Source organism: Propionibacterium sp. oral taxon 192 str. F0372 (genome assembly GCF_000413315.1).
In the GTDB taxonomy this organism is placed as follows: Bacteria; Actinomycetota; Actinomycetes; order Propionibacteriales; family Propionibacteriaceae; genus Brooklawnia.
Genome location: NZ_KE340297.1, coordinates 2,026,209 through 2,047,589, shown reverse-complemented (window position 1 = coordinate 2,047,589; position 21,381 = coordinate 2,026,209). Strand labels below are relative to the sequence as shown.

The window sequence follows — 21,381 nt, the reverse complement described above, 5'->3', positions numbered from 1 at the left end:
ATCTACTCACCCGGCACTACGACAGGATCACCGGAAGCGTACTCAAGAGCTTCGTCAATGGGTTGACTCTGTGAATCCGAGTGGGTTTTATCTAGTGAATTCAAGCCCACATCTGCATTGTTACAGAGCATGGAATCACACAATCTCGTGTAGAAGGATTAATGATCAATGACGCAAACACCTTGGAATGATGATCCTTTGGAGCAGAAGCGTGCCGCGACCGATCTTTCGTGAGTTGGAGACCGGTATAATTCAGACTCTTGAACGACTGACGGGTACAGATCTGAGCAGGGAGCACGACATTATAGGGAATTTTCCTGGTCTGGGTAGCGGTGAGAGGACCGTGAAGCGCGTGGATGGCCACTGTGATGCGATTGCTTCAAATATACACCAGGCCTATGTGGAGTGGAATGTAGTCACTTCGGAGCTTGAATCAGATGAGTGGGGATGCGCGGTTGTTGATGAGTGATAGTTGGTAATCTGCGGCAGGTGTTGTGTATCGGACTACGGCTCAGCAGCGGATCAGGGAGATTGATACGTTGCGGCCGTTAGCGCAGAATTCACGTGATTTGATGCATTCATTGAGCTACATCCAGTCCGCGATCACCGCCGTCGTCGGCAAATACAAAAAGGTGTCCACTGACGAACGAGACCGCATTGCTTTTAATGGGATGCCTCGTGCACAATTGCGGGGTTTTCAGGTTATGAGACCGAAGCGGGCCCGCGTTCTTCGGGACGGCACGTTGAGATGGTAATTCCATCTCAACGCGGTGGCGTTTTTAGAGTATTCATGGTGTTCGATAGATTGATGGGCATCATATGGTTTTGATATGCGATAGAACACGGCGGTTGGTTTGCATCGCAGCCGTTCTTAGTGTGTTGACATCATTGACGACCTACCAAAACCCGATACTCGCACCATTTCGCAAAAGATCCTGAAATCACGGTCTTTGTTATCGAAGCCAGCTCCGGTAAAAACGGCGATTCGGCCCGCGCTTTCAGTGTTACCAATGGGGAACTGACTTGGTCTAGCATTCGTGACAGTGAATTCTTTCTGACCTAAAACAGTGCCTGTAAATCCTTAGAACCTTTGGCGGAGATTGATCAGTTGTTGGTTGATGAGGCGCTGGGTACGTTGAAACGCCTCAAAGCTGAGGGAACCTGCCAGATACCGAGTATGTTCACTGCGAGCAGCCCTGCTGGAAAACCCGTCTTATAGTATAAATGTGAAGACAAGACCGAGCCGTCTAGTGGCCAGATCGGTTCCGACCCGGTGCCTTACCAGATTGATTTCATTGATCCTGTTAGTTTTCGTTCCCTGTTCGACACCTACACCGCAATCACCGGCACCACCATCAATGAAATCTACTACACCCTCGACGACCACGGCGTCACCATCACCGGCACCATCACAAACTCCATCTGAGCGCAATGCACCATCAGAGCATCTGCCGACCGTGATGGGACTTACCCGTCGATTCCCATGGAATGCGGCACGCCGGATGACACGTCGGGTCCTGCTTTTGATCTGAATGACTACGGAGGCCCTGAGGTCATCAGTAACACCTTCAACCGGGCCATGACCGGAAACCTAGACCCGGACAAGGTCTTCGCTTTTCATATCTACCACCAAAACGGCCAACTGTTCTGGGAGATCAGCAGCCACGACAGCTTCGACTTCTACCAAAACATCACCGCCTACAAAGGAACCATCCCCCACATATAACACTAGTTCTGTCCTCCGGTCGTCTCGGTGGCATGCTCCCAATAGGCTATTCCACGTGATCATCCGCTCACGTCAATCCGCAGACCTCCCGATGCTGGAGAGTCTGCTCCTGGAGGCCCAGCCGCACACGGGCTACCCATCGGTCTGGCCGCTGCCGATGCCGGTACGCGAGTTCATCGCCCGGGAGCACGAGGTAGGCGCCTGGGTAGCGGTCGTGGATGACGCGGTGGTGGGGCACGTAGGGGTGACCCATCCTGACCCGGAGGATGAGTTGACCTCACACTGGGTCGCAAGCACCGCTCTAAGCGTGGAATCCCTGGGACTGATCGGTGCGGTCTTCGTCGATCATCGCCTGACGGGCCGGGGCATTGGTGGTGCCCTGCTTGACCATGCCGTCGCCCAGATCCGAACCCATGGCTGGGTGCCCATCCTTGATGTACTCGATGAACAGGCGGTAGCCAAACAGATCTACCAGCGACGTGGATGGCGGGCCATCGCAGTCGCCCATCCGTCGTGGGCCCCGCGCAACACCCCGGTGACCCTCATGGTGTTGGACACTTGAACCGGTCGCGCTGTTTTCCTCAATCTGTGTCGCTCTTCCCAGCCTGCTGAGCATCACGTTCCGCGAGGCGCTCCTCGGTGCCGCCCCAACCAGTCAGACGCTCCTGGCGAATAATCGACCCAGCCTGTGCGCCCAGCCTTTCGGCATCGCAGTACAAGGCCTTCAGTTCCTCGGTGTCGGGAATCGTCACGCCCATATCTTCCAACCGGGACCGGACCCGTTCCCGTACCTCGTCAGGTGTTCCATGCCAGATGGAATTCGGGTCCTGGAGCGCTTCCCTGATCCTCTGCTGCATCGTCTCATCGAACTGACGCTCAGCCTCCCGGCCACGAAGCCCCATCTGGTCAAGAAAACCGGGATCGGCCATCAGCGTGCGCAACGGACGCTTTCCTTCTGCGACTTCCAGAAGACGCGCACGATAAGCAGGATCATCAGTTTTTGCAGCAGCCTCCTCCAATTGACGTTTGAGTTGCTTGCGAAAATCGGCACCCCCGAGCATCTTGGCTGCCAGTGGGTTCATATCCGGTGTTCCCATGTGACTTCCTTTCTCTTTAGCCTCATCCTTCGGGGAGGGTCACCCAGTTCACATCGGTAGTGGCCGCCCCCAGAAGAGCAATCAGACCGGTATAGCCGTACACCGCGGTCATCATCCATCCCCACATTGCACTGACCTGGGACATCAGTGCAATGAAAGCGGCTATGGCCGCCGGAATGGCCGTTAGACCTCCACTAAAGATTGCAGCGATTGCCGTCATCAAGCTGCCAGCCTCAAAGATGGCCGCGATGGTTTGATCAACGAGCGCATCGACGGCACTGAAGATTGCTTGATAAAACCAGAAAGAAGACAAAGAAACAGTGTTGTAGAGATCCCCCAAATTATGCAGGGGTTGGGGCACCCCGCCCGTGCCACCAAGCACCTTGGCTGCCTTAGCGAAGTAATCGCCAGCCGCTGTGGCATCAGCCGAATCGTACCATCCGGTGAACATGATCGACATCCGGTTCTTCAGTTCGGAGCCCAGTTCCCTGTAATATGCCTCAAGATTGAACCAGGCAGACGAAACACAACTGATCTTGTTGAAATCTCCCCCGATGCATTCCCACAACCATGCCCACAGATCAGCGATTCCGAACAGGGAAGCGATGTAATTCAGGAGCGTACGGGCCCAACTACTGATGGACAGATAGTCCGGCCAGCTCAGCACCTTCCAGATCCAGTCATCGGTCTTGCTATCAGGGGGCTTCAACCCAGCCGACGGCAGTGGCCCGGCACTGGCACCCGCCGACGCCGGCCCCACGGGAGATAGCTTCGGATTCTTCTCGAGTGCATTCCAGATTTTCGCAACCTCATCAGTATTGGTGTTCTCGGTATCTGCGTAAGCCTTGACCGTAGAATCGACGTGCAGCTTGGCATTGTTCAGCAACGTGCGGCTTCCCGAGACTAATTCCCCGAATTTTTCTACCGACTTCGTGTGCTCCGCTAAAAAAGCTTCGTATATTTTTCCACCGTTACAACGTCCGAGGCTCCCAAGATGATCATCGCCATAGGCCTGTGCCTTGGCGACGTCATCACGTAAGTCGGCCAAGTCTTTCGCTCCGGATGCGACAACATTTTGATCAAAATACACCATGCGAGAAACACTACGTTCTTCTTCACTTTCGCATCAACACGTATAAATGCTCAGAGTAAGATAAGTATGCGTACTCATTCTCCTGCCGTGCCGTTCCTCACGTACCGACCCGGAGTTCGGCTGCCCTAGACTCATGTCATGATGAAGCTGCGAGTCGAACTGAATGACATGGGACTTGCAACTCCAGTCTCCAGGGATCGGTTACGTCGCAACATCATCGCAGCCTTGGGAATGGGAACCGGATTGCTCTTGCTCGCCATACTGGCCATCACCGTTTCCCTCGTTCTCGGGAACTGGACCATCGAGAACGAGGTCGGGATCATGGTCATCGGTGGCGTCGGGGCCCTGCTGGTGTACAACGGAATCACCCGCAGCACATGGCTCAGGAAGCACACTGGCACTCGAGAACTACGGCTCGGGGCTCCATATGCTTTCGAAATGTCCGGTGATGCCATCTTCTTTCCAGAACAGCCATCACGACCAGCAGAAACGTGGCCACTGGGTGCAACCACCATCGATGTGGTGAAACGCTTCGGACAGCGCTGGCTCGTATTGCGCAGCCCCGGACACACGACCCGCCGTTACCCACAGTCCGTGCTCGCGACACCCATTGATGAAATCATCGTTTCGCTGTCTGGCAGCGCGTGACTCATCGTGGGGAGGTGATCACAGACCAACCCTCTGCCAAGAGGATGATGGCGCCCATCATCGCCATCACGCCAAAACCCCACACAAACGCCTGATCCTGCAGCCCCAGCTGACCAATGCCCGCAACGACCCCCACAACTCCACCGACAACCCCAAGCACCTTGGCCGCACGACCGCCCGTCCAAGCGACTGCACCGCCGAATCCTGCCAACATGATCATGAAACACAAGAAGGCCAGATCATCACCGTCCACCAGTCTCATCCCCGATAAGGCGGTACGCATACCAAAACCGACCCAAGCCAGCGCAAAGACAACACGCGCATCACGTACGGGATCAGTCATGCCCCAAGAGTAGGGCGTCATCTTGCATCAGGAGAACCCCTCCACGAATGAGTCAGCTGCGACTCACCTTTTCCCAAAGCAGCTGCGTCCACACTCGGTCGACCTGGTGCGGCAGATTGCCCGGTGTCCCGGAGTTGTCGATTACCCAATCCGCGACTGCGAGGCGTTCAGCCCGGGTCGCCTGACCCCGGATACGGGCCTGCGCTTGATCGGCCGTCATGTGGTTGCGCGCCATGAGCCGTCTCAGTTGTTCGGCAACGGGCAGATCGACGAGGATGATCCCGGCGAACCGGTCCCGGACCCCGGTCTCCACCAGCAGCGGTATTATGGAAATGCTCACCGCGTCGTCCGGGGCTGCTGCGATCAACTCTGTGCGACGCGCCCGGACCCGGGGATGGATGATTTGGTTCAGGTCTTGACGGGCCGTCTCGTCGGCGAAGATGATTTCGCCCAGTCCGGCACGATTCAGCCGCCCGTCCCCATCCAGCACACCGGCGCCGAACCGGTCGATGATCTCCGCCAGACCCTCGGTGCCCGGTTCCACGACTTCGCGGGCCAACAGGTCCGAATCGATGATGACTGCCCCACGATCGGCGAAGAGGTCGGCGACAGTCGACTTGCCGGAGGCGATGCCTCCGGTTAGTGCAACGGACAGTGCCGCCACCATTTCAGTTCATTGCCTCACGCGAGACCGACACCCGGGATGCCCCGGTCATTGACTCCTCCCCGGAAGTCCTTACCCGGACGATTCGTGGCGAACCGGTGCGTTCCGGGGTGCAACATCCCGGCGGACAGGCATCAAACCAGGCATCGAATTTCCCGACGCTGCAGCGACCCTCGACCCATCCCTGACGTTCTCCGATCATCTCGACAAGAGCACTGATGAAGACCGGGGCGGTGCCCGGAGTGGGGACCCTACGGAAGGCGAATCCGAGATCCCGGCTGGTGGCCGCGGCCTCATTATCCAGATCCCAGATCACCTCCATGTTGTCGGATAGGAAGGAGATCGGAACGGTGATGACTGCTTTCCGAGAGGACGTGTCGATCTCTGCGATCGCATCATTGACGTCGGGGACCAGCCAGGGCATCTGCGGAGGTCCGGAACGTGACTGGAAGACGAGCTGCCAATTGGGCAGCTCAAGGCCCCCGCGCTGTGCCATCTCGGCCAGGACAAGCCGCGCCACCTCGAGGTGTTGGGCGACATATACCCCACGGCCATCCTTCGGACCGGAAGAGGATTCGTAGCCGACCGGCAGCGAATGAGCGCAGAACAGCACCTCTATCTGTTCTGCCTTCAGATCCTCGACCTCCTCACGCAGCGAGACAACCGCTTCCTCCAACCCCCGGACCCACGGGGCAATGAAACCGGGATGATTGAAGAACTGCCGTACCTTGTCAACCGCAAGAACACTGTCGAGGCGGGTTTCTGCCAAGGCTCGCTCGATATCTTCCAAGTACTGCCTGCACGAGGAATAGCAGGCATAGGGGCTGGTAACCACCGCGAGAAGGCGGCGATGTCCATCAGCATGGGCGCGGACGAAGGCATCGGCGATGAAGGGGGTCCAGTTCCGGTTGCCTGCATACACCGGCATCGGGTGACCAGAATTGGCCAGCCCCTGGACCAGCGCCTCGTACAGGTCCTCGGTTTGCTCGTTGATCGGCGAGGCGCCGTCGAAATGCAAATAGTGCTCCGCCACCTCCGCGAGGCGTTCCTCCGGGATGCCTCGCCCCTTGGTGACATTGCGCAGAAAGGGCATCACGTCATCGGGCACCCGGGGCCCACCGAAGGAGATCAGCACGATGGCGTCGTAGCGGTCAGACATGACCGCCAGCATAGGAAGCCGAGGCCCTGCCAGGCACACTCTTCCCCACAGATCGCACTACGGTACCAGGCCGACAGCCGCCAGGTATCCCGGCAGATGTCATCACCGTATCCCGACAGGCCGATGTACACGTCCTCACCCGTCGGGCCACCTCTTCCGGAGCCGATGAAGGCTACTGTTCAACACGTCCCGATGCGATGCGCAGACGGCCTGGCGAGGAATCCATCGTGGACGGCACAGAAAGGCGGCAACGTGGCAGGACATCCTGGAGCAATCGGATCGGTAAAACCAGTCAACTGGGCATACGACCGGGCACCCATGATCATCTACTGGGAACTGACCCAGGCATGCGGGCTGGCCTGCAAGCACTGCCGTGCCACGGCCCTACCCGAACCCGCCACTGGGGAGCTCAGCACCGAGGAATGTCTACAGGTGCTCGACACCATCGTTGACTTTGGCACGCCGCTACCCCACATCGTGATGACCGGTGGAGATCCACTGCGTCGCGCTGACCTCCCGGTGCTGGTGAAGGCCGCCATCGATCGGGGCATAGGGGTTTCCCTAGCGCCAGCGGTCACTCCCCTGCTGAACCGGGCTTGCCTTCAGTGGATGAAGGATGCCGGAGTGGGCGCTATCTCATTGTCCCTGGATGCCGCCACCGCCGTTGCCCATGACGGGCTGCGTCAGGTCGAGGGAACCTTCGCCGACACTCTCCGGGCCATCAAGGATGCCGCCGAGGTGGGCCTCGGCGTGCAGGTGAATACCTTGGTGTCGGGCAACAATGCCGAGGATCTGGAGGAGATCTACGAGCTGCTGACCCCCTATCCATTGATGCAGTGGTCGCTGTTCTTCCTCATCTCGGTGGGTCGCGGCACCCAGTTGACCGAACTCGACCCTGGTCAAGCCGAGCGCTTACTGCGTTACTGGGGGACCCGCGCCCACACCGCCCCATGGCGCATCAAGACGACCGAGGCCATGCAGTACCGACGGATCATCGCCCAGCGGCTGTTCGCCCAGGGCCGCACCAAGCAGGAGATCATTGAATCTCCAGCATCCCGGGGATTCGGCATCCGCGACGGCAACGGCATCGTGTTCATCGACAAGCTCGGCAATGTGAATCCCTCGGGTTTCCTGCCGATCCAGGTGGGCAATGTGCGCCAGATTTCGCTAGTAGACATCTACCGGGACAACGAGTTGATGGTTGCCTTGCGTCGCCCGGAGCAGTTCAAGGGACGGTGCGGGCGCTGCGAGTTTAACCGCTGGTGCGGGGGGTCGCGAGCCAGGGCCTGGGCACGCACCGGGGATCCCCTAGAAACCGATCCGATGTGCCCCTACCAGCCTTCGGGACACTATGTCCGGGCCATGGAACTGGCCACCGCCTAAACCGAAGCACGTCCACCCCGAGCGGGCGCTCCTTCCCGAGCCGTCTGTCCCGGGAAGGAGTCGGACCAGCTCGTCAGCAGAGCATGCGCGAGCGTCAGACCTCGAAGGCGATCTCGACGGCCAATTCCAAGGCAGCCTGATGGTGATCCCGGCCGAAATTGCGGAATTCGTAGTGGCCCTGGGTCAAGGAATCGGCGGTGAACAGCAGCTGCCCAAAGCGCACGCCCCGGAACTTAGCCCAAGCGGCCCAGGCTGCGCACTCCATCTCGACAGCTGCGCAACCGCGCCCCACCCGGTCAGCCACCAATTCCCGGGTTTCCCGGTGGAAAGCGTCGGTCGTCCACACATTCACCTCGCGGCCCACCAAACCGTGGGAGGCAAGCACCCGGGCGGCAGCCCGGCGCACACCCATGTCGGTACCCACCCATTCGGAGGCCGGCAGATAGTGATAGCTGGTTCCCTCGTCACGCAGGGCACGGACCGGGATGAGGAATTCCCCCTCGCCGAAGGGCTGGAGTGCACCACAGGAACCGACAGCAATCGCCACCCGCACCCCTGCCGAGGCGAGGTATTCGGCGACCATCACCGCCGCCGGGGCCCCCACCGGGGCTTCGACGACGGCAATCTGCTGGGAACCGCGTCGCGCCTTATAGATGGGATAGGAAACGGTCACCATGTCCATGGTGCCAATCTGCTCCAGTTGGTTCGCCGCCGCGTACTGGCCCACCTTCGGTCCGAGGATGCCCAGCACTGCACGTTCCGGCAGCCGAGTTGCCGGTGGTGGGGCCATCGCACCGATCACATCACCGGGGTCGTCATCGTGGTCGAGGATCGGGAAACGACCGCGTTTGAGCATCTGTCCTCCTGCATCACTGGGTCATCGCCGACCCGGACACCATCATGGCAGTACCACCAATCGGACGCACCTCACCTTTCCCGAGACATTCATGACAGCAACAAACGGGGCCGAGCAATGAGCCCAGACCCCCGTTGTTGCGATGATGTGTGGATCAGTTGTTACCGCTGGTGAGCTTGTCACGCAGGGCCTGTAAGGCCTCATCGGAGGCCAGCGACCCCCCAGCCCCTGACTCGGAGGAAGAATACTCTGCTGAGCCTGCGCTCGAAGCAGCAGCGTCGGCTGATTCCTCCGCCTCAGCAGCCTGTTTCTTCAGCGCCAGCCAACGAGCCTGAGCCTCAGCGTACTGGGCCTCCCAGGCAGCCTGTTGCTTTTCGTAGCCGGGCTTCCACTCGTTGGTTTCCGGATCGAATCCCTCGGGGTAGATGTAGTTGCCCTGCTCATCGTAGGAGGCGGTCATGCCGTACAGCGATGGATCGAAGTCGTCGGCCGCGATGTCGACACCCATGTTCGCCTGCTTGAGCGACAAAGAGATGCGGCGACGGTCGAGATCGATGTCGATGATCTTGACCATGACCTCATCATCAACGGCAACGACCTGCTCCGGGATCTCCACGTGGCGCTCAGCCAGCTCGGAGACGTGAACCAGACCCTCGATACCATCTTCGACGCGGACGAAGGCACCGAACGGGACCAGCTTGGTGACCTTGCCGGGCACGATCTCGCCGATCTGGTGAGTGCGAGCGAAGGTCTGCCACGGATCCTCCTGGGTTGCCTTCAGCGACAGGGAAACGCGCTCGCGATCCAATTCAACGTCCTTGACCTCGACGGTGACCTCCTGGCCAACCTCGACGACCTCGGACGGATGGTCGATGTGCTTCCATGACAACTCAGAGACATGGACCAGACCATCGACGCCACCCAGATCCACGAAGGCACCGAAGTTGACGATCGAAGAGACCACGCCGCGGCGGATCTGCCCCTTGGCCAGCTGGTGCAGGAAGGACTGACGAACCTCGGACTGGGTCTGCTCCAGCCAGGCGCGGCGGGACAGCACCACGTTGTTGCGGTTCTTGTCGAGCTCAATGATCTTAGCCTCAAGCTCCTGCCCGACGTAGGGCTGCAGATCGCGGACGCGGCGCATCTCGACCAAGGAAGCGGGCAAGAAGCCGCGCAGACCGATGTCGACGATCAGACCACCCTTAACGACCTCAATGACGGTACCAGTGACGACCCCGTCGTCCTCCTTGATCTTCTCGATCGTGCCCCAAGCGCGCTCGTACTGGGCACGCTTCTTGGACAGAATCAGGCGGCCTTCCTTGTCCTCTTTCTGCTGGACGAGGGCCTCGACCTCATCGCCCACCTGGACGACTTCGAAGGGATCGACGTCATGCTTGATCGACAGTTCCTTGGATGGGATCACGCCTTCGGTCTTGTAGCCGATGTCGAGGAGAACCTCGTCGCGATCGACCTTGACGACGGTGCCGGTGACCAGATCACCATCGTTGAAATACTTGATTGTGGAATCGACCGCGGCCTCGAACTCTTCGGGGGTGGCGATGTCGTCGATTGCGACCTGAGAGGCCTCAGTGGAGGAGGTCATATAGTAGGGCTCCGATTGATTGCGTATGTGGTTGCGATGCACGCCGACCCACCTGGATGACGACCTCGCACGGAGGCCGATTCCCCGCGGTCACCCACCATGTCTGGAGCGACCCGAGCCGAAGTGCTCTATGATCCTACGTCGCGAGCGGAAACAGGGTCAATCCGGGGTGGGTTTCGCCCTCGGTTGTTCCTCGCGGAAACCTCCCTGCCGCAGTCTTCTGATCAACCCCGCGGTTTGGTAGCCTCAACTCTGCTCGCTGGCCAACAGGCATGGAACAAGATGGGGGAAGTAATGAATGCACGCGTTCGGACGCTGATCATCGGAGCGGTGGTGCTGCTGCTCGGTGCCGTCGGGGTCTTCCTGCTGGTGCGTCCGAAGCAGAACACTCCGGGAAAGACCGAAGAGCTGACCAATGTGCCGTCCCTGGTCGTGGAGACTTCGGCCGCAAAGGGTGAGATTGACACGGCAGTGCCAGTCGGTTGTCCCGCCGATCCCAAACCACTGGCAAACCCGGTCTCGGTTGAACTGGTCGGACACGATAAGACCATGCCAATGCTGTCTTTGGGCCTCGACGCCGACGGCGCAGCGGGCGCTCCTCCTGGCGACGCCGCATACACCATGGCTTGGTACAATGAAGGCCCTGCTTTGGGCTCCAAGGAGGGCAAAGCACTGCTGACCGCGCATACCTACCGACAAGGTGGCGCCATCGGTAATGATCTCAATGGGGGGCTGTTGAAGGTCGGCGACGTCGTCAAATTCACCGACCAGGACGGTTCGATCGCCTGCTACCGCTACACCAATAACTACCGTCTCCTCGAGGCCGACTACGACGAGAATTCCGACATCGTCTACGACTCCAATGGTGAGCCCCAGTTCGCCCTGGTGGTCTGCTCCGACTATGACGCGCAGGGCAACGCGCTGGGCCGGATCATCTACTATGGCTCCTTGGTCACCGGTGCCGATGCGGAAGCCGCTAACGGTTCGCCCAGCCCGACACGCTGAGCGTATACGACAACGAACAATCGAATGGGCGGTGGGGTGACCACCGCCCATTCTCATGTCCAGCTCAGTGTCCCGCAGCCAACCAATTGGGGCCGTAGCCGATGGACACATCCAGAGGAACCGCCAACTCCACAGCACCTGTCATGTGGGTGAGCACAAGATCAGTGACCTCCTGCTTCTCCCCCGGGGCTACCTCTAGGACCAGTTCGTCATGAATCTGCAGCAGGATACGCGATGATAATTTCGCCTCACTCAGGGCATTCGACAGCCGGAGCATGGCGATCTTGATGATATCGGCGGCCGACCCCTGGATCGGTGCGTTGAGCGCGGCTCGCTCGGCCATCTCTCGGCGCTGCCGGTTAGAGGAGTTCAGATCCGGCAGATAGCGGCGACGCCCCAGGAGAGTCTGGGTCCAACCGTCCTGCCTGGCCCGTGCGACGATCTCGTCCAGATAGTCGCGTACCCCGCCGAAGGTGGCGAAATAGTCCTCCATGAGTTCCCTAGCCTGGGAGACCGGCACCCCTAGACGGCTGGACAGCCCGTAGGCGCTCAGCCCGTAGGCTAACCCGTAGTTCATCTGTTTTACAGATGCTCGTTGCTCGCCACTGACCTGGTCAGCAGGAACCCCGAAAACCTTGGATGCGGTGACCGTGTGGAAGTCGACTCCGGATCGGAAAGCCTCCACCAGATCAGCATCCCCCGACGCGTGGGCCATCACCCGCATCTCGATCTGTGAGTAATCCGCGCTCATCAGCGCCTCGTAATCATCGCCGACGACGAAGGCCTCACGGATGCGTCGGCCTTGCTCGGTACGGATCGGGATGTTCTGCAGGTTCGGGTCCGCGGAGCTCAGCCGACCGGTGGCCGCGATGGTCTGCAAATAGGTGGTGTGGATGCGTCCGTCGTCGCAAACCGAACGTTGCAGTCCCTCCACGGCCTGGCGCAGCTTGATGGCATCACGATAGGCCAGCAAGTAGGCCAGGAAGGGGTGACCTGTGGTGGCGAATAGATTCTCCAGAGCCTCGGCATCGGTGGTGTAACCGGACTTGATCTTCTTGGTGCGGGGTAGGTCGAGTTGGTCGAACAGCACCGACTGGAGCTGTTTGGGCGAGCCCAGGTTCACCTCCCGCCCCACCGATTGCCAAGCAGCCTGCTGGGCTTCCATCACTTTGCCGTCGAATTCGTGGTTCAAGGCGTCGAGTAAGTCCGCGTCGACCCCCACCCCACGGATCTCCATCTCGGCCAGTTCTACTTGGAGAGGCATCTCCACCTCAGTGAGCAATTGCGCCTGCCCCACCTCGGTGAGTTGTTTCCCGAGCACCTCGGCGAGATCAACCAGCGCCCTGGCCCTGAACAAATCAAGTTCCCGGGAAGTGTCGTCTACCAGATCAAGCACCTGCTGGTCATCGTCTCCGGTAGCACTGATCTCCATTTTGAGATAACGAATCGCCAGATCCTCCAGGTCATAGGAGCGCTGGTCCGGACGCAATAGGTAAGCGGCGAGTTCGGTGTCGCATGTCAGGCCAGCCAGCCTCCAGCCGTGAGCCTTGATCGCGAGCATCGGCGGTTTCGCCCCATGCATCACCTTGGGTCTGTCGGAATCGGCAAGCCAAGCAGCCAGTGCTTGCTCGTCCTCCGGACCGAGATCGGCGACAGGCACCCAGCAAGCATGAGAGTCCGAAGAAGCCAAGGCTATCCCGGTCAGCTCGCCGATTCCTTGTCCCCACCTTCCTCTGGGAATCATCCCAATGGTTCCGGTGGCGTGGGCCTTGAGCCAGGTACCAAGTTCTCCCTCCACCAAGACGTCGGCCACGATCTCCACAGTCAGGTCCGCCATTTGTTCAGTGGCCTCGCCGTACATGGAGAACAACCGTTCTCGCAGGGTACGGAATTCCAGTGCGTCGAAGAGTTGGTGGATGGCCTCCCGGTCGAAACCACCGACCGCGGTGTCGTCAATGGTCACCGGCAGTTCCAGATCACGAACCAGTCGGTTGAGGCGGCGGTTGCGGCGCACGTCATCAATGTGTACCCGCAGCGACTCTCCTGCCTTGCCCTTGATCGTGTCTGCTACGGCAAGCAGGTTGTCGAGACCGTCGTGGGCAGTGAGCCATTTCGCTGCGGTCTTCGGGCCGACGCCTGGCACCCCGGGAAGATTGTCGGAGGTCTCCCCCACCAAGGCGGCCATCTCTGGATAGCGCTGCGGGCCGACGCCGTATTTGGCCTCAATAGCCTCTGGGGTCATCCTTGCCAGCTCCGAGACTCCCTTGACCGGATAGAGGACCGTCGTGGAGTCATCCACCAGCTGGAAGGAATCACGATCGCCGGTGATGATCACCGTGGGCCAGTGACGCTCTGCGGAACGTGCGCTCATCGTCGCGATAATGTCGTCGGCCTCGTAATTGTCCACCGATGCGTGGGCGATGTTCATGGCATCCAACACCTGGCGGATGAGCTCCACCTGTCCGGAGAACTCCGGCGGAGTCGCTGCGCGGGTCCCCTTGTAATCGGCGTACTCATCGGTGCGGAAGGTTTTACGGTCCACGTCGAAGGCAACCAGCAGATGGGTAGGGTTCTCGTCGCGTAGGACATTGAGCAGCATGGACACGAAGCCGTGGACGGCATTGGTGTGCTGGCCGGTAGCCGTGGCAAAGTTCTCCGCAGGAAGAGCGTAGAAAGCACGGAAGGCCATCGAGTGGCCGTCGATCAACATCATTCTGGGCTCAGTGGTCACTCCTCGACTGTAGCCAAGTCGGGCGACATCGGTGTGCCACAGTTGGGACATGGATCCTCAAAGCCTCGTCGCCAATTCTGCCCTCGACAGCAAACTCGGGCTGGTCATTGAATCGGCTACCCCCACCGAGGTTGTCGGGCGGGCACCGGTAGCAGGCAACACCCAACCGGCGGGACTGTGGCACGGTGGTGCATCTGGGATCATGATCGAATCCTTGGCCTCCATCGCGGCCACCTTGCACGCAGGGAATTCGGCGATGGCGGTGGGCACCGAGCTAAACGTCTCCCACCTGAGTTCCGCCCGCGGCGGGTGGATACACGGGACGGCAAGGGCTGTTCACCTGGGCCACAGCTCAACCGTCCACCAAGTCGATCTCGTCAACGACGAGGGGAATACAATCGCCACCGGTCGGGTCACCTGTCGGCTGTTGCCTGCGTAATCACGAACGCACACAGGTGACATCGGATCACTCGATACCACCTGCGGATGCGTCTGGATTCAGGACTTACGACCTGATTTGGTGTTGATGACTCCCTCGGCGACCTCGCGCATCGATTTGCGCAGATCCATCGCGGTCTTCTGGATGAACCGGAAGGCCTCCGGCTCGGTGAGGCCAAGGGATTCCTGGAGAATTCCCTTGGCTTGATCGATGACCTTGCGAGATTCAAGACGTTCTTCAAGATCTTCGATTTCGTCATCCAAAGCACGGATCTCGGCGAACCGCCCGATGGCGATCTCAATGGCCGGTACAACGTCGGAGGCGTCGAACGGTTTGACCACATAGGCCATGGCACCTGCCTCGCGGGCCCGTTCGACGAGCTCGCGTTGACTGAATGCGGTCAGCATGACGACGGGCGCGATGCGTTCTGCGGCAATGATCTCGGCCGCTGCGATGCCGTCCATCTTCGGCATCTTCACATCCATGACGACCAAGTCGGGCTCGAGTTCTCGGGCCATCTCGACCGCAGCCTCACCGTCTCCGGCCTGGCCAACGACCTCGTAACCCTCATCCCCCAGCAACTCGACGAGATCAAAGCGAATGAGTGCCTCGTCCTCTGCGACGAGCACACGTGGCGACCGCGACGATGCGGACTTCTTCTCAACCACGATGGTTCCTCTTGGTGTCGGCCCGAACGGGCAACTAATCTTTCCCAACGGCTCAGCAGCGTGCCTCACGTTGACTCTATACCCATGGATCAGATTCGGAGGGAAACAATCGAGATCTTGTTGCCTCTGCCGTGTTGCCGATAGCCGAGATGTGAACAGGCACATGGATGTGCCACAATGGACCGGTTGCTCGGCCCGAGTGGCGGAATGGCATACGCGGACGGCTCAAACCCGTCTGGCCGCAAGGCTGTAGGGGTTCGACTCCCCTCTCGGGCACCGTACCCGTGTGAAAGCGCCCATCCACCTTGGTGGATGGGCGCTTTCACACGGATTCACTCGCTACGCTTCCTTGTGACCGTTCCAGTCCAGCGGACGGATGCGGTGCACGCGCAAATTATTCGTTTTGCCGACCAGTCCCATCGGCGAGCCAGAGACAATGACGACACGCTCGTCAATCTTGATGAGGCCTTGCTCCTGGAGGATCCGGTTCACCTCGGTGACCATCTGCTCCTGATTATCGAATTCCGGGGTCAGCATCACTTGGGCACCCCAGCACAGGGTGAGCCAGCGTGCGGTGTGGTTCTCCGGCGTGAACACGACGAGCGGAATCTTAGAACGCAACCGGGACAACCGACGTGCAGTGTCACCAGAGGTGGTGAAGGCCACCATGTACTTGGCCCCGAGTTGATCAGCAGCCATCGCTGCGGCCATGGCGACCACGCCTCCGGTGGTGTGTGGGTCCCACTTGATCTTGGAGATCTGGGCGATGCCCCGGCGCTCGGTCTTCTCGACAATGCGGGACATGGTCTGCACTGTCTCCACCGGGTAGGCGCCCACCGAGGTCTCCCCGGAGAGCATGACTGCATCGGCGCCATCGAGGATCGCATTGGCGACATCAGAGGCCTCAGCCCTGGTCGGGCGTGGAGCCGATATCATCGATTCAAGCATCTGGGTAGCGACGATGACCGGCTTGGCCCAGCGACGAGCCTTGGAGACTATCCTCTTCTGAACCAGTGGCACGTCCTCCAAGGGAAGTTCTACACCCAGATCACCGCGGGCCACCATGAAACCATCGAATGCGTCGATGATCTCGTCGAGATTGTCGACGGCCTGTGGCTTCTCAATTTTTGCGATCACCGGTAGTCGTCTTCCCTCCTCGTCCATGATTTCGTGGACGCGGGTGACATCGGCGGCGCTGCGCACGAAGGACAGGGCAACCATGTCGAAGTCGTTACGGATTGCCCAACGCAGGTCTTGCTCGTCTTTCTCCGACATAGCGGGGACGTTGACCGCCACGCCGGGCAAGTTGATGCCCTTGTGGTTGGATACCGGACCGGCAACGACCACCTTGGTAACCACTTCGGTGTCGGTGACCTGGACAGCCTCAAGTGCAATGCGCCCATCATCAATGAGAATGGTGTCGCCGGGGCGGACATCGCCGGGAAGCCCCTTAAATGTGGTCGAGGCCCGTTCGGCGTCGCCGAGGATATCGTCGACGGTGATGGTGAACCTCTGCCCGTGGATCAGGTTAACCTTGCCATCAGCAAAATTGCCGAGGCGGATCTTCGGGCCCTGCAGATCGGCCAGCAGGCCAATGGTCTTGCCGACGGCGGCCGCTGCAGCACGGGTCTCTTGGAGACGACGCTCATGCTCAGAATGGTCACCATGGCTCATATTGAAGCGGGCCACGTCCAGCCCGGCGTTGATCAACTCCTCCATCCGCGCCTGGGTGGATGTGGCGGGACCAAGGGTACAAAGGATCTTTGCTCTACGCACGGCAAAACCCTAACCGACCGGGGCAATCATGCCGGAACGTGACGGCAAGCTCATGCCAACCGCAATATCTCCAGTGCATTGGCCAGATCGGGGGCGGGCGGAACCTCGAAATCGACCCGCTCCCCCGTCCCGGGATGAATGAACCCTAGACGTGCTGCATGCAGCCACTGGCGGTCTAAGCCCACCCGTTGGGCGAGCACCGGATCGCCCCCATACAGCGGATCCCCGACGCACGGATGACCGAGGGCTGCCATATGAACCCGGATCTGGTGAGTACGTCCAGTTTCCAGGCGCACCCGCAACAAAGTTCCTGCGATCATCATCTCATCGGTCTCATAGTGGGTGATCGCTTCCCGGCCATCGGAGGTTACTGCAAATTTCCAGTCATGCCCGGGATGACGACCGATCGGCGCATCGATGGTTCCCCGCAGCGGATCTGGATGACCCTGCACCAAAGCCAGGTACTGCTTGTCCACGCTGCGATCCCGGAAAGCCTGTTTGAGAACCGAATAGGCGCTTTCGGATTTGGCCACAACCATCAGCCCGGAAGTGCCCACGTCGAGCCGGGAGACGATCCCCTGCCGCTCGGCAGCACCGGAGGTGGACACTCGGATGCCCGCAGCCACCAGATGAGAAACGACATCGGGGCCCTCCCAACCCAGCGATGGGTGGGCTGCCACCCCGGCCGGTTTGTCGACGACCACCAAGTCGGCATCCTCGTGGACCACCACCAGACCGTCAGCAAGTTGCGGACGAACGGTGGCGATCCGCTGTGGCTCGGATGTGTCGACCTCAAGCATCTGAGCGATACGCACCCTGGTCGATGGCCGGGTCACCGTCACCCCATCGAGCAGCACCTTTCCCTCGTTCAGGAGATCGACGATCCTGGAACGCGACATCCCACTCATCCGGGCAGCTGCGGCATCAATGCGCTCCCCATCCAGACCGTCTGACACCAGCCAGATCACGAGACACGCTTCTTTCGATCGGACAGGATCGACCAGATGACGAGCAACCCGGCCGAGGTGGTAATGCAGATATCGGCCACGTTGAACACCGCGAATCCCCGGACTGCGATGAAATCGACAACATGACCCTCAAAGGGGCCGGGAGCACGAAACAACCGATCGGTCAGATTTCCCAGAACTCCTGCGGTCAGCAGAGAGCAGGCGACGGCTGCCAGCCTGGTCTGTACCCTGGGCAGCACCCAGCCGAGCATTGCGACGGCGACTACAAGGGACAGCACTGACAATCCGATGGTCAATCCCACCCCCATCGAAAAGGCTGCCCCCGGGTTGTGGTGCAGTGACCACCACAGCAACCCATCAATGACCGGGACTGGGGAACCAACATCCAAGTGGGTCTGGGCCAAGCGTTTGGTCAGCTGGTCTATCACATAACCGCAGCCAACGATTAGGGCCATGCCGATGCGCAGCCCCGCGACCGAAGTCTGCGGGGTGGATTGGTGGGAGATGCCAGATGTACTGTCCACCGGTCAGCGACGCTCTTGACGCTGCTTGCAGGACACACACATCGTTGCCCGCGGGAAAACTTCAAGACGCAGCTTGCCGATTGGCTCGCCACAGTTCTCACAGACACCGTATGTACCATCATCCAGCATGCGCAGAGCCTGTTCGATCTGGTCGAGCATCGCGAGTTGGTTGTTGTGCAGCGAGACCTCCTGGTCGCGTTCGAAATTCGAGGAACCGACATCGGCCGGATCGCGGCCGGCACCGTCGCTTCCCTCATTCATCAACTCGGCAAGTTCAGCCTCATTTTGCGCAATGGACGCGCGCAGCCGGTCACGATCAGCGACCAGCTCAGCGCGGACCTGAGCTATCTCCTCCACGGTCCATGGGTCTTCCCCGGCCAGTACTGGAAGATTGGCGGCCACCTCTGCGGCGGCGGTCTTACGGGCGGGCATCAACTGCTCCCTCTTCAACGACTTTTGCCCCGCAATATACACGCCGGGGCGATCATCTCGGCATGAGTGCGGGCCCGTTCCACATCGTGTGGAACGGGCCCGCAGCAGATCGTATTGATCAGTTGAGCCCCTTGCGGGACTCGTCAACCAAGGCATCAAGCCTCGGGGTGGACACTCTGGGGTTACCCATTCCGAACATCGAGTCGATATCGGGACGGTTCCCGGACAGCTCCGCCTTGGACAACCCGTCGAGTTGGGTCTTGAGGAAATTGGTGAACGTAGTGCGGTAGTGATCCTCGTAGTCACGTAGCCCATTGACCTTCACGGTGAGCTGGTCACGTTCGGCTTCCAAAGCCGTGAACAGCTCGGAACGACGCTGGGTGACCTCGGCGGTCAACCGCTCCGCGCGACCCCGGGCCTCGGCCAGGAGACGATCGGCATTGGCGCGAGATTCAGTTAGCACGCGATCTGCAGTGGCGCGAGCCTCGGTCTCGGCGGACTCGGCACGCGAACGGGACTCCTTCTCCAGAGCTGCAGCACGCTGCTGAGCCTCAGCAGTGACCCGTTCAGCCTGGCCGACGGCCTCATCCAAGCGACGCTGAGCTTCGGTCCGGGCATCGGAGACCAAGGTCTCGGCCTGCTCGGTGGCGAGCTCCACAAGCCGGATCACTGCCGGGGAGGCCTCAGCTGAAGTCGTTACGTGAATCGTCTGCACGCCATCGGCGGAGACCGGCCCCATGGAGGAGGTCATCTGTGCGGCCTGAGTACGTGCCTTCTCGGCCTCCTCACGCGCGGCAGCTGTCTCCTGGCGTGATGCGTTAAGTTCCTTGCGCAGCTTGTCCAACTGGGTGAGCAGGGAGGCATTCTCCGATTTCAGTTGCTCGCCACCGGTGGCGGCCACGTCAGAAGAAGCACGCAACTCGTCGAGCTGGCCACGAAGGCTCGCGATCTCACCGGTGAGTCGCTCGTTGTCCTGGGTCAGGCGTTGCTTGTCCTGGTTGAGCTGGCTGACAGCAGAAGCCGAACTAGACTGCGAGGCCTTCAACTGGTCAACCTGGACACGCAGTTGTTGGGCTTCCTGACGCGCAGACTCCGCTTTGGCGTTCGCCTCCTCAAGACGACCACGCAGCTCGTCGGACGCCCCAGAGTTGCCAGAGGCACCGGCAGAGCGCAACTGGTCAATCTCCTCGACCAGCTGTGCGTAGCTGATCTCGAGCTTGTCCATGAAATTGTCGACCGCACTGGCCCGGTATCCGTCCTCGTTCGGCTTGCGCGCCATCGGGAAACGAATATTGCGGACCTCATCGAGGGACAGGGTCATCTCTCACTCCACATCAGCAGGCTTCAATTGGCTCATCGCCCTTGCAAACTAGGCTAACGCAAGCAAGGCAAGCAAAATCACGAAAAAATCTCAACCGCATCCTGCCCACACTGCTCTAGATCACCAAAAAAGGTTGTGGACCAGCGTTTGGAGGACGTAGACGAGGACAAAAACTGCCATGAAGGCGAGGTCGAGACTCACGCCTCCGAGGTCCAGTGGGGGGATCACCCGGCGCAGCATCTTGATCGGCGGATCGGTCACCGTGTAGACCACCTCGAAGACCGATGCAACACCTCCGGTGGGACGCCATTGCGGGACGAGAGCAGGCACCCAAGAGATGATCATCCGGGCGATGAGCAGGTAGATGTAGATCTGCAGCGCGGTGGCCAGCAGGAACCCGATGGTATGCATCGAACCTCAGCTCTGGTTGTAGAAACCGCCCTTGATACGTTCCTTGTCCTCGGCGGTCACGTTGACATTGTTGGGTGACAGCAAGAAGACCTTGCTGGTCACACGTTCAATCGTGCCACGCAGACCAAAGATGAGGCCAGCCGCGAAGTCGACCAAGCGTTTGGCATCCGCGTCCTCCATCTCGGAGAGGTTCATGATGACGGGCACTCCCTCACGGAAGTGTTCGCCAATGGTTCGCGCCTCGTTGTATGTGCGGGGATGCACAGTGATGATCCGACTCAGGTCTGCTTGCACGGGACCCTCCGGTTCGGAAACCTCTACAGTGCGCACCGAAGAGGCGGACGATTTGGCTGCCGAGCGGGCGGACTCGATGCGGGAATCATCGGGATAGATGGGCTCGGAGAACTGTTCGACGTCGTCACCGTACCTGGTGAATTCCTCGTCGCTAATCAGTCCGATCCAGGCCGCCGCCTTGCGGAGGAACTGCGGCATCGGTCTTCCTTCCCTACTCGTCCTTGGCACGTCAGCCTACCC

Annotated in this window: 23 protein-coding genes and 1 tRNA gene; 8 read left to right on the top strand and 16 right to left on the bottom strand. The window is 59.9% G+C overall.

Features of this window, described 5'->3' with window-relative positions:
* Window positions 1–1,273 precede the first annotated feature (1,273 nt).
* The 3 genes from HMPREF1531_RS13710 to HMPREF1531_RS09510 all read left to right on the top strand — a co-directional run bounded on the left by HMPREF1531_RS13710 (window position 1,274) and on the right by HMPREF1531_RS09510 (window position 2,288).
* A complete protein-coding gene (locus HMPREF1531_RS13710) occupies window positions 1,274–1,426 on the top strand; it encodes a hypothetical protein (protein ID WP_016669740.1) in 153 nt (50 codons plus the stop codon).
* A gap of 153 nt (window positions 1,427–1,579) precedes the next feature.
* Window positions 1,580–1,726 (top strand): hypothetical protein, encoded by a 147-nt coding sequence (locus HMPREF1531_RS13955; protein WP_198011034.1) that lies wholly within the window; start codon window positions 1,580–1,582, stop codon window positions 1,724–1,726.
* Window positions 1,727–1,781: 55 nt separating this feature from the next.
* Window positions 1,782–2,288 carry a GNAT family N-acetyltransferase gene (locus tag HMPREF1531_RS09510; protein WP_016669738.1) on the top strand — a complete coding sequence of 169 codons (507 nt, stop codon included), beginning with the start codon at window positions 1,782–1,784 and terminating at the stop codon, window positions 2,286–2,288.
* A 19-nt stretch (window positions 2,289–2,307) separates the two neighbouring features.
* Here HMPREF1531_RS09510 and HMPREF1531_RS09505 read toward each other — a convergent pair whose 3' ends face one another.
* Together HMPREF1531_RS09505 and HMPREF1531_RS09500 are read right to left on the bottom strand one after the other, a co-directional pair.
* On the bottom strand, window positions 2,308–2,823 hold the full coding sequence (locus tag HMPREF1531_RS09505) for a hypothetical protein (protein ID WP_016669737.1): 516 nt from the start codon (window positions 2,821–2,823) through the stop codon (window positions 2,308–2,310).
* A gap of 22 nt (window positions 2,824–2,845) precedes the next feature.
* The gene (locus HMPREF1531_RS09500) at window positions 2,846–3,916 is read right to left on the bottom strand and encodes a hypothetical protein (protein WP_016669736.1); all 1,071 of its coding nucleotides are present in this window, start codon (window positions 3,914–3,916) and stop codon (window positions 2,846–2,848) included.
* Window positions 3,917–4,054: 138 nt separating this feature from the next.
* Here HMPREF1531_RS09500 and HMPREF1531_RS09495 point away from each other — a divergent pair, with 138 nt between their 5' ends.
* Entirely contained in the window at window positions 4,055–4,564 is a 510-nt protein-coding gene (locus HMPREF1531_RS09495) for a hypothetical protein (RefSeq protein WP_016669735.1), read from the top strand.
* A 1-nt stretch (window position 4,565) separates the two neighbouring features.
* Here HMPREF1531_RS09495 and HMPREF1531_RS09490 read toward each other — a convergent pair whose 3' ends face one another.
* From HMPREF1531_RS09490 to HMPREF1531_RS09480, 3 genes are read right to left on the bottom strand one after another with little or no spacing between them, the layout of a single operon-like run.
* Window positions 4,566–4,907: a hypothetical protein gene (locus HMPREF1531_RS09490; protein WP_036897669.1), complete on the bottom strand. Its 342-nt coding sequence runs from the start codon at window positions 4,905–4,907 to the stop codon at window positions 4,566–4,568.
* 52 nt (window positions 4,908–4,959) lie between these two features.
* Window positions 4,960–5,574, bottom strand: a complete 615-nt coding sequence (gene coaE / locus HMPREF1531_RS09485) for a dephospho-CoA kinase (RefSeq protein WP_016669733.1) — start codon at window positions 5,572–5,574, stop codon at window positions 4,960–4,962.
* A 1-nt stretch (window position 5,575) separates the two neighbouring features.
* Entirely contained in the window at window positions 5,576–6,730 is a 1,155-nt protein-coding gene (locus HMPREF1531_RS09480; protein ID WP_198011033.1) for a ferrochelatase, read from the bottom strand.
* 252 nt (window positions 6,731–6,982) lie between these two features.
* On the opposite strand from HMPREF1531_RS09480, the gene HMPREF1531_RS09475 reads away from it, so the two are divergent.
* Complete coding sequence (locus tag HMPREF1531_RS09475) at window positions 6,983–8,113, top strand: TIGR04053 family radical SAM/SPASM domain-containing protein (RefSeq protein WP_016669731.1); 1,131 nt, start codon at window positions 6,983–6,985, stop codon at window positions 8,111–8,113.
* Window positions 8,114–8,207: 94 nt separating this feature from the next.
* Here HMPREF1531_RS09475 and HMPREF1531_RS09470 read toward each other — a convergent pair whose 3' ends face one another.
* Window positions 8,208–8,969: a nucleoside phosphorylase gene (locus tag HMPREF1531_RS09470; protein WP_016669730.1), complete on the bottom strand. Its 762-nt coding sequence runs from the start codon at window positions 8,967–8,969 to the stop codon at window positions 8,208–8,210.
* A 154-nt stretch (window positions 8,970–9,123) separates the two neighbouring features.
* Window positions 9,124–10,572, bottom strand: a complete 1,449-nt coding sequence (gene rpsA, locus HMPREF1531_RS09465) for a 30S ribosomal protein S1 (protein WP_016669729.1) — start codon at window positions 10,570–10,572, stop codon at window positions 9,124–9,126.
* Between the two features lie 294 nt (window positions 10,573–10,866).
* Between rpsA and HMPREF1531_RS09460 the strand changes: the two genes are divergently transcribed.
* Window positions 10,867–11,577 carry a class F sortase gene (locus HMPREF1531_RS09460; protein WP_051123371.1) on the top strand — a complete coding sequence of 237 codons (711 nt, stop codon included), beginning with the start codon at window positions 10,867–10,869 and terminating at the stop codon, window positions 11,575–11,577.
* Between the two features lie 64 nt (window positions 11,578–11,641).
* On the opposite strand, the gene polA is transcribed toward HMPREF1531_RS09460, so the two are convergent.
* Window positions 11,642–14,359 carry a DNA polymerase I gene (gene polA, locus HMPREF1531_RS09455; protein WP_156860239.1) on the bottom strand — a complete coding sequence of 906 codons (2,718 nt, stop codon included), beginning with the start codon at window positions 14,357–14,359 and terminating at the stop codon, window positions 11,642–11,644.
* Here polA and HMPREF1531_RS09450 point away from each other — a divergent pair.
* On the top strand, window positions 14,358–14,747 hold the full coding sequence (locus HMPREF1531_RS09450) for a PaaI family thioesterase (protein WP_016669726.1): 390 nt from the start codon (window positions 14,358–14,360) through the stop codon (window positions 14,745–14,747). The genes polA and HMPREF1531_RS09450 overlap by 2 nt on opposite strands.
* A 59-nt stretch (window positions 14,748–14,806) precedes the next feature.
* Here the strand turns inward: HMPREF1531_RS09450 and HMPREF1531_RS09445 are convergent, their stop codons facing one another.
* Window positions 14,807–15,454 carry a response regulator gene (locus tag HMPREF1531_RS09445; RefSeq protein ID WP_084669383.1) on the bottom strand — a complete coding sequence of 216 codons (648 nt, stop codon included), beginning with the start codon at window positions 15,452–15,454 and terminating at the stop codon, window positions 14,807–14,809.
* A 154-nt stretch (window positions 15,455–15,608) separates the two neighbouring features.
* Between HMPREF1531_RS09445 and HMPREF1531_RS09440 the strand changes: the two genes are divergently transcribed.
* Window positions 15,609–15,691: transfer RNA gene (locus HMPREF1531_RS09440), tRNA-Leu, on the top strand.
* Window positions 15,692–15,754: 63 nt separating this feature from the next.
* Here HMPREF1531_RS09440 and pyk read toward each other — a convergent pair.
* The 7 genes from pyk to HMPREF1531_RS09405 all read right to left on the bottom strand — a co-directional run bounded on the left by pyk (window position 15,755) and on the right by HMPREF1531_RS09405 (window position 21,339).
* Complete coding sequence (gene pyk / locus HMPREF1531_RS09435; protein ID WP_036897667.1) at window positions 15,755–17,191, bottom strand: pyruvate kinase; 1,437 nt, start codon at window positions 17,189–17,191, stop codon at window positions 15,755–15,757.
* A gap of 50 nt (window positions 17,192–17,241) precedes the next feature.
* Entirely contained in the window at window positions 17,242–18,159 is a 918-nt protein-coding gene (locus HMPREF1531_RS09430; RefSeq protein ID WP_016669723.1) for an RluA family pseudouridine synthase, read from the bottom strand.
* On the bottom strand, window positions 18,156–18,683 hold the full coding sequence (gene lspA / locus HMPREF1531_RS09425) for a signal peptidase II (protein WP_016669722.1): 528 nt from the start codon (window positions 18,681–18,683) through the stop codon (window positions 18,156–18,158). The genes HMPREF1531_RS09430 and lspA overlap by 4 nt, the downstream gene beginning before the upstream one ends.
* Window positions 18,684–18,686: 3 nt before the next feature.
* On the bottom strand, window positions 18,687–19,115 hold the full coding sequence (locus HMPREF1531_RS09420; RefSeq protein WP_016669721.1) for a TraR/DksA family transcriptional regulator: 429 nt from the start codon (window positions 19,113–19,115) through the stop codon (window positions 18,687–18,689).
* Between the two features lie 118 nt (window positions 19,116–19,233).
* Window positions 19,234–20,436 (bottom strand): DivIVA domain-containing protein, encoded by a 1,203-nt coding sequence (locus tag HMPREF1531_RS09415; protein ID WP_016669720.1) that lies wholly within the window; start codon window positions 20,434–20,436, stop codon window positions 19,234–19,236.
* Between the two features lie 120 nt (window positions 20,437–20,556).
* Window positions 20,557–20,847: a YggT family protein gene (locus HMPREF1531_RS09410; RefSeq protein WP_016669719.1), complete on the bottom strand. Its 291-nt coding sequence runs from the start codon at window positions 20,845–20,847 to the stop codon at window positions 20,557–20,559.
* A gap of 6 nt (window positions 20,848–20,853) precedes the next feature.
* On the bottom strand, window positions 20,854–21,339 hold the full coding sequence (locus tag HMPREF1531_RS09405; RefSeq protein ID WP_016669718.1) for a cell division protein SepF: 486 nt from the start codon (window positions 21,337–21,339) through the stop codon (window positions 20,854–20,856).
* Window positions 21,340–21,381: the final 42 nt, after the last annotated feature.